Origin of the sequence: Motilibacter deserti, assembly GCF_011250635.1 — a bacterium.
GTDB lineage: Bacteria > Actinomycetota > Actinomycetes > Motilibacterales > Motilibacteraceae > Motilibacter_A > Motilibacter_A deserti.
The window spans coordinates 1-6,833 of the sequence record NZ_JAANNP010000095.1; the positions used below are offsets into that span (position 1 = coordinate 1).

The following is a 6,833-nucleotide window of genomic DNA, read 5'->3' on the forward strand; positions in this document are numbered from 1 at the left end:
CGGGTCCATGCCGCGATCCGCGACATCACCGAGCGGCGCAGGCTCGAACAGGAGCTCCGCTCCCTGGCCGGGATCGTGGCCGGGGCGCGCGACGCCATCGTCTCGGTCGACACCGGCGGGCACATCACGTCCTGGAACCAGGCGGCCGAGGAGCTCTACGGCTACGGCGCGGCCACCGCGCTCGGTGCCCACGTGGCGACGCTCGCGCCCGCTGACGACCACCGGCTCAGCGACTGGCTCGCCCGCGCCGTGGCCGGTGATCCCGTCGAGCCGATGGACAGCGTGGGCCGCCGCCGCGACGGCTCGACCGTCGACGTCTCGGTGACCGTGTCGCCGGTGCTCGACGCGGCCGGCGGCGTGGTCGGGGCCTCGCTCGCCGCCCGCGACATCACTGAGCAGCGAGCCGCCCGCGAGCGGCTGGCCGCCGCCAACGCCGAGCTGGCGGACGCCAACGACGCCCTCCAGCAGGTGAACGGCGAGCTCGACCGCTTCACCGGCAGCGTCGCGCACGACCTCAAGAACCCGATCACCACCGTCGCGGGATACGCGGAGCTCCTGCACGACCTCGGTGGCTTCGCACCGGACAGCCTCGAGGCCAACGCCGTGGCCGCGATCCAGCGCGGCGCCGACCGCATGCGCACCCTGATCGACGGGCTGCTCACCTACGCACGGGTGAGCAGCGAGCCGCTCGCCCTCGAGCCCGTCGACCTGGCCGCAGTGGTCGCCGACATCACCCTCGACCTTGCCAACGTCCTCTCCCGGTCCGGCGGCACCATCCGCGCCGGGAGCCTCCCGACCATCACCGGCCACCCCGTCCTCACTCGCCAGGTACTGGCGAACCTGCTGAGCAACGCGGTCAAGTACGTCGCACCCGGAGTGCCACCGCGCGTCGACGTGACCGCTGAGCACGACGGGTACGGGTGGGAGATCCGGGTCGCGGACAACGGCATCGGCATCCCCGCCGACGCCAGGGAGAGGGTCTTCCGCATGTTCCACCGCGAGACGACCGAGGGCTACGAGGGGACCGGGATCGGGCTCGCCACCTGCCGCCGGATCGTCGAACGCCACGCCGGCAAGCTGTGGATCAGCGACGGTGCAGGCGACGGAGCCTCGGTTGACGGGTCCGTGCTGCACCTCTGGCTCCCGGCGCCGCAGCCCGGCGACGGGAGCGAGGCAGCCGTCGCGCTGCCGCCCGCCCGCAACGGGTGAGGGCGCGGGAGGTCGTAGCGGCCCGGCGGCCGCTTGCTCGACCGTCGGGCCTCGGCCTCCCGGAGTTCGCGACCCCCAGGCTGCCGTCAGCGGTGCTTACCCCTCCCGCCCGCGCCGATGCCGTCCGGACCGGACCAGCGGCACCGTCGCCGGCTCAGCCCGTCGGACCCGGCCATGTCGCCGACGGGGCAGCGGGCGACGCGGGCAGGCCGCGGACACTTCCCTTCCGCTGCTGCGCCGCCCAGGACGCCAGCAGGCGCAGGTTGTCCTGTGACGCGCTGCCGGGGTCGGTCGTGTAGACGAAGAGCGTCTGGTCCGGGTCGCCGGGCAGGGCGAGCGCCTCGTAGGAGATCGTGATGTCGCCGATCTGCGGGTGGTGCATGCGCTTGGTCCCGTGCGTGCGCTCGTGCACCCGGTGGTCGTCCCACCAGCGGCGGAACTCCGGGCTCTGCAGCGTCAGCTCGCCCACGAGCTCGTTGAGCTGGGGGTCGTCGGGGTGGCGGCCGGCGTAGAGCCGCAGGGTGCCGACGACGTCCGCGGCGACGCTTCTCCAGTCCAGGTAGGCCGCGCGGGCGTCGGGGTCGAGCAGCACCCACCGCGTGTAGTTGCGCTGCCGTACCGGCAACCGCTCCCAGTCCGTCATCAGTGCGCGGGCCAGTGCGTTGCTCGCCAGGATGTCGGTACGCCGCCCGACCACGAACGCCGGATGGTCGACCAGCGAGGCCAGCAGCTGGTGCACGGCCGGGCGGACCCGCTGCGCCTGCGGGCGGGCCGGGGACCGGCGTACGGGCCGGGCGAGGTCGGACAGGTGTGCTGCGGCGGCGGCGTCGAGGCCGAGCGCCCGCGCCAGCGCCTCGACGACCGCCTCGGAGGGGCTGCTGTGCCGCCCCTGCTCGAGCCGCGTGTAGTAGTCGACGCTCACCCCCGCGAGCTGCGCGACCTCCTCCCGGCGCAGGCCGCGGACGCGCCGCCCCGGCCGCGCGGCGTCCAGCCCGACGTCCTCCGGCGTCACGCTCGCGCGACGCGTGCGCAGGAACTCGCCCAGCTCGGTGGATGCGGCCATGCGTCGAGTCTGGCCCGGGAATGCCTTCGCGTGGAGCCTCTGGGTGGGTGCGGCTTTCCCAGGCAGGGCGGTCCCCGGCACCACTGGGCCTGCTGGACCGGTCACGCGGAGCCCCGGCGGCGGCAGGGTGGAGCACGTCCCCACGGCGCCCACGAAGGACGCCCCACACTAGAAGTGGAGTGCTGCCATGTCCTACCCCACCGATGCCCCCGCCACCTGGCTCGTCACCGGCGCGTCCCGCGGGCTGGGACTCGAGCTGGTGAAGCAGCTGCTCGACCGCGGCGACAACGTCGTGGCGACGACCCGGTCGGTCGAGCGGCTCACCTCGTCCCTGGCCCGGGAGGCGACGCGATCCCTGCTGGCGCTGGAGGTCGACCTCGCCGACGAGGAGGCCGTCCGCCGCGCGGTGGCCGCGGCGACCGAGCGCTTCGGCGGCATCGACGTCGTCGTCAACAACGCGGGCTACGGCTTCCTCGCCGCGGTCGAGGAGGTCACCGACGCGGACGCGCGGCGGATGTTCGACGTGCAGGTCTTCGGCGTCTGGAACGTCCTACGCGCTGTGCTTCCTGCGTTCCGGGCGAGCGGCAGCGGCCACGTCATCAACGTCTCCTCGATCCTCGGGCTGACCTCGTTCCCGGGCTGGGGCCTCTACTGCGCGGGCAAGTACGCGCTGGAGGGGCTGACCGAGTCGCTGGCCGCCGAGGTCGCCGGGCTCGGCATCCGGGTCAACCTCGTCGAGCCGGGCTACATGCGGACCGACTTCCTGCGCCCGCAGTCGCTCGGCCTGCCGCAGGGCACCGTGCCCGGCTACGAGCCGATCCGCGAGATGACCGAAGCGCATCTCGCGATGCCCGGTTCGCAGCTCGGTGACCCGGCCAAGGCCGCGAGCGCCATCATCTCCGTCGCGGTGACGGGGGACGCGCCCCTGCACCAGCTCCTCGGTTCCGACTCCTACGAGCTCGCCACCGCACGCATCGCGGCCCTGAAGGCCGACGTCGAGGCGGGGAGCAGCCTCGCCCGGACGACGGACGTCGATGCGGCCTGACCTGCCGGCCTAGGGACCGCCCGCACGGCGGGGCAAGATGGCGGCATGTTCGCGATCGTCGTCCGCTTCGACCTGCTCGACACCGCCGCCGCCGAGCGGTTCGACCACCTGGTGGCCGAGGTCGTGCCCGGCATCCGCGCGTCGGAGCCGGGGACGCTCGTCTACACGCCGCACACCGTCCAGGGCGAGCCGCTCGCCCGGGTGTTCTACGAGGTCTACCGCGACCGGGAGGCCCACGCGGCGCACGAGGCACGGCCGGAGACCGCCGAGTTCCTCCGCGAGGTGCGCACCCTGACCGCGTCGATCCGGGTCGAGCTGCTCGAGGGCGCCCTGGAAGCCGGCTAGGCGGGCCGGGCGGGCGGCCCCGGGACGGCTGGGGACGCCCGACGCGCAGGGCCGACACGCAGCCGGTTCGCGGCAAATCGCTCCCGCGGCCGCTCGCGATCTCCTACGGTGCCACTCGTGGGGCTGGGGGACTCCTTGGCGACCGGACGCGCAGCGCGGCGCACCGCGCTGCTGCTGGCCGGTGCCGCCGCGGCCCTCTCGCCCGTCCCGCCTGAGGCGTACGCCGCGGACAGCCCCGGCGCCGTGATCCGGTCGGCGGTCCCGCCCGTCCCCGACCCGGTGGCCCGCGTCGCCCGCGTGACACCCACGACGATGACGGACCGCTGGAGCGGCCCGGGCACGGTGCGTGCGGTGCTGCGGCTGCGCGGGCTGCCTCCCGGTCAGGTCCGGTCGCTGATCGGCACGCTGGTGGCGGGCGCGCCCAACCAGCGCTCGGTCGCGTTCGGCAACAAGATCACGTGCAGCGAGCCGGGCCGCCCGATCAGCACCCAGCTCTGGAACGGCGTCAACCTCATCGGCGGCCGCGCCGACGAGACCGTGCGGCTGCGCATGTTCGTCACGGTCCCGGCGAGCGGCCGGCTCGACTGCGCGCTGCGGGGCTACGTCCTCACCCACGTGGGCATCCCCGGAGCGAAGGCGTCGCTGCGCGGCGGGTGGCTCGCCGACCTCGGCTCGGCGGGCCGCGCCCCCGCGACCGTCCAGCGCGTGCTGAGCGGGCAGGCCAACCCGTTCATCCCGCTCGGCGGGCGGACCGTGCGGGTCCCGGGCATCTCGGGGTACGTCCCACCCGCCTCCGCGCGCTTCCTGCGCATCACCGGCGACGTCTACCTCACCGAGTGCCACCGCACCGGCAACAACTTCTGCCCGCGAGGGCGCAGCTACCCCGCCTACGGCACCTCCCGCGCGCAGACCTGGGTCGTCGCGATCCCGCGGGGGCCCGGCGGCTGCGCGACGCGTACGTCACGGCGAACGCTGACGGTCATCGACAGCGCGTCGCACCACCGGCGCGCGGAGAGCACACTGCGCATCCCGGTCGGCGGCGCCGCCTGCGCGCCGTGGGACGTGCAGGTCCACGCCCGCAGCGCCGGCGGCACGTCCCCCTTCGTGATCAGCGTCACCGAGACCTACAGCGCCGTCACCGTGGGGCCGCAGCGGTGACGGCCGGTCGACGCCGGGCGGAGTGCCGGTTAGCGTGAGGACGCGAGCCTGCCGCACCGAGGAGGAGGCCGCCATGCGCGTCCGTCGAGCCGCCGCCGTGGTGACGGGCGGGCTGCTCGCCGCCCTGCTGCTCCCGCCGTCCGCAGCCGGAGCGCAGACGCCGACCCGGCTCGAGTCCCTCACCGTGAGCCCGACCGCGACGACCCTGCAGCGCGCGGAGCTCGCCGTCGTGCGCGTCACGGCCCATCTCGTCGACCCCGACGGGGTGACCGCGCGGCGCGAGCTCGTCGCCCCCGACCGCAGCGAGGCCTGCCCGTGCGTGACCGTCGAGCAGCCGCGCCGGGTGGAGGCCCAGGCGCAGCCCTGGCGCTCGGTGCCCCTGCGGCTCACGAGCGGGACAGCAGAAGACGGCATCTGGCAAGGCAGCTTCGCCCTCGGGGCGGCGAGCGCCGGAACGTGGACGGTGACGGGGATCGCGGCGGGCGACCTGCGCGTGGAGGAGCCGGGGCCGTACGGCACCAACCTCGTGCCCGTCGCCCCGCTCGTCGACACGGCGCCCACGTTCACCGTGCGCGGCGTCGACTGGCCGCGGCTCACGCTCACGCTGCCGCGCGCCACGGTCGACGCCGGCGACGCCTACGTCCTGCGCGGCACCGCCCGCTATGCGCGGACAGGACGCCCGGCGGCGGGCGTCCGGCTGTCCGTGCGCCACACGCTCTGCGACGTGCTCGACGGCTACGGCGGGGTGGAGGCGGCGGACGTCCGCACCGACGCGAACGGCCGCTGGTCGCTGCGGTCCCGGGTCGTCGCGGGCAACTGGTGCGTCTGGCTCGGGGAGCACGAGGGGTCGCTCGAGCCGGTCAGCCTCGCGTCGCGGACTCGCGCGTTCGTCCGTGCGGTCGCCACGGCGGAGGCACTGCACGCCCGGGTCGACGTCAAGGAGGTGCCCGTCGTCCGCGGCCGGGCCCGCCCGAGCCTGCCCGTCGTGCTCGAGCGCTGGACCGGCCGGGCGTGGCAGCCCGACGGCGAGACCGTGCCGGGGCCCGACGGCGACTACACCGTCTCCGGTACGCCGGCGCGGCCCGGCACCACCACGTACCGCGTGCGGGTGCTGGGGGACCCCTACGTCGCGCGCGGCACGGTGACCGACGCGGTCACCGTCCGGGTGGGGTGAGGCCGACCGTCACCGGGCGCGCGCCTGGCTGCGGAGCAAAGCCTCCGTACCCGAGCGGCCGTCCCTCCTCCGCCGGACCGGCTGACCCGATCGGCCGTACCAACGCCGCTGCCCGCCGCCGATGAGTCCTTGAGCGGGACCGGTCGGAGGGGGAAGCATCGTGACGGCGAGCACGTGGGAGACGCAGGAGCCGCCCCTGAGCGTGGCGACCTGGGGTGCCCTGCTCGCGGCGCGCCCGCTCGACGTCGCACGCCTGGTCGAGGGGCTCGGTGACGCGCTGCTCGAGCACGTGGTGTCGCCGATGCTCCGCCGGGCCGCCGACGACGCGCTCCGGCTGCGCCTCACCGCGTTGCTGGCCGTCGGTCCGCGGCGGCGGCGGGACGCCGAGCCCGGGCGCCTCGACGAGCTGCTGCGCAACGCCGACGGGGCGGCGCTGAAGCTGCGCTCGGCCCTGGACCGGCTCGCCGACACACGTGGTGACGAGACCGAGCCGGCGGCGCACGCGGTCGCGGTGCTGACGGGCGGTGACCCGGCCGAGGCATGCTCCGCCGCGCAGGTGCCGCTACGCACCACCGAGGTTGCCTACCACGCGCTCGACGCCATGGGGCTGCGCGGCCTCGACCCCGTCGAGGTGCTGGCTCTGGTGAAGTCGGGGATCCCGGTGCAGCAGGCCATCACGCTGGCCGAGCTGCTCTCGACGCGCCGATGGTGGCCGAAGCGGCTGCGCGAGTTCGCCCTGGGCGGCGTGGCGGCGGGCGGTGACGCCGACGCGTTCGTGGCGTGCATGGACGACCTCGCCTTCGCTCAGCTCTCCCCGTGGCAGCAGCGCGCCGCGCTCG

At 75.2% G+C, this 6,833-nt stretch carries 7 protein-coding genes; 6 read left to right on the forward strand and 1 reads right to left on the reverse strand.

The window, feature by feature from the left end:
• The coding region (locus G9H71_RS20205) for a sensor histidine kinase (protein WP_166284586.1) at window positions 1-1,209 on the forward strand (1,209 nt) is incomplete at its 5' end.
• 154 nt (window positions 1,210-1,363) lie between these two features.
• Here the strand turns inward: G9H71_RS20205 and G9H71_RS20210 are convergent.
• A complete protein-coding gene (locus G9H71_RS20210) occupies window positions 1,364-2,272 on the reverse strand; it encodes a helix-turn-helix transcriptional regulator (RefSeq protein ID WP_166284587.1) in 909 nt (302 codons plus the stop codon).
• A 187-nt stretch (window positions 2,273-2,459) separates the two neighbouring features.
• Between G9H71_RS20210 and G9H71_RS20215 the strand changes: the two genes are divergently transcribed.
• The 5 genes from G9H71_RS20215 to G9H71_RS20235 all read left to right on the forward strand — a co-directional run.
• Entirely contained in the window at window positions 2,460-3,317 is an 858-nt protein-coding gene (locus G9H71_RS20215) for an SDR family NAD(P)-dependent oxidoreductase (RefSeq protein ID WP_166284588.1), read from the forward strand.
• Between the two features lie 45 nt (window positions 3,318-3,362).
• Window positions 3,363-3,662, forward strand: a complete 300-nt coding sequence (locus G9H71_RS20220) for a putative quinol monooxygenase (RefSeq protein WP_166284589.1) — start codon at window positions 3,363-3,365, stop codon at window positions 3,660-3,662.
• A gap of 117 nt (window positions 3,663-3,779) precedes the next feature.
• On the forward strand, window positions 3,780-4,820 hold the full coding sequence (locus G9H71_RS20225; RefSeq protein ID WP_166284590.1) for a hypothetical protein: 1,041 nt from the start codon (window positions 3,780-3,782) through the stop codon (window positions 4,818-4,820).
• Between the two features lie 73 nt (window positions 4,821-4,893).
• Entirely contained in the window at window positions 4,894-5,994 is a 1,101-nt protein-coding gene (locus tag G9H71_RS20230; protein WP_166284591.1) for a hypothetical protein, read from the forward strand.
• 160 nt (window positions 5,995-6,154) lie between these two features.
• A partial coding sequence (locus tag G9H71_RS20235; protein WP_166284592.1) for a hypothetical protein occupies window positions 6,155-6,833 on the forward strand: 679 nt, incomplete at its 3' end.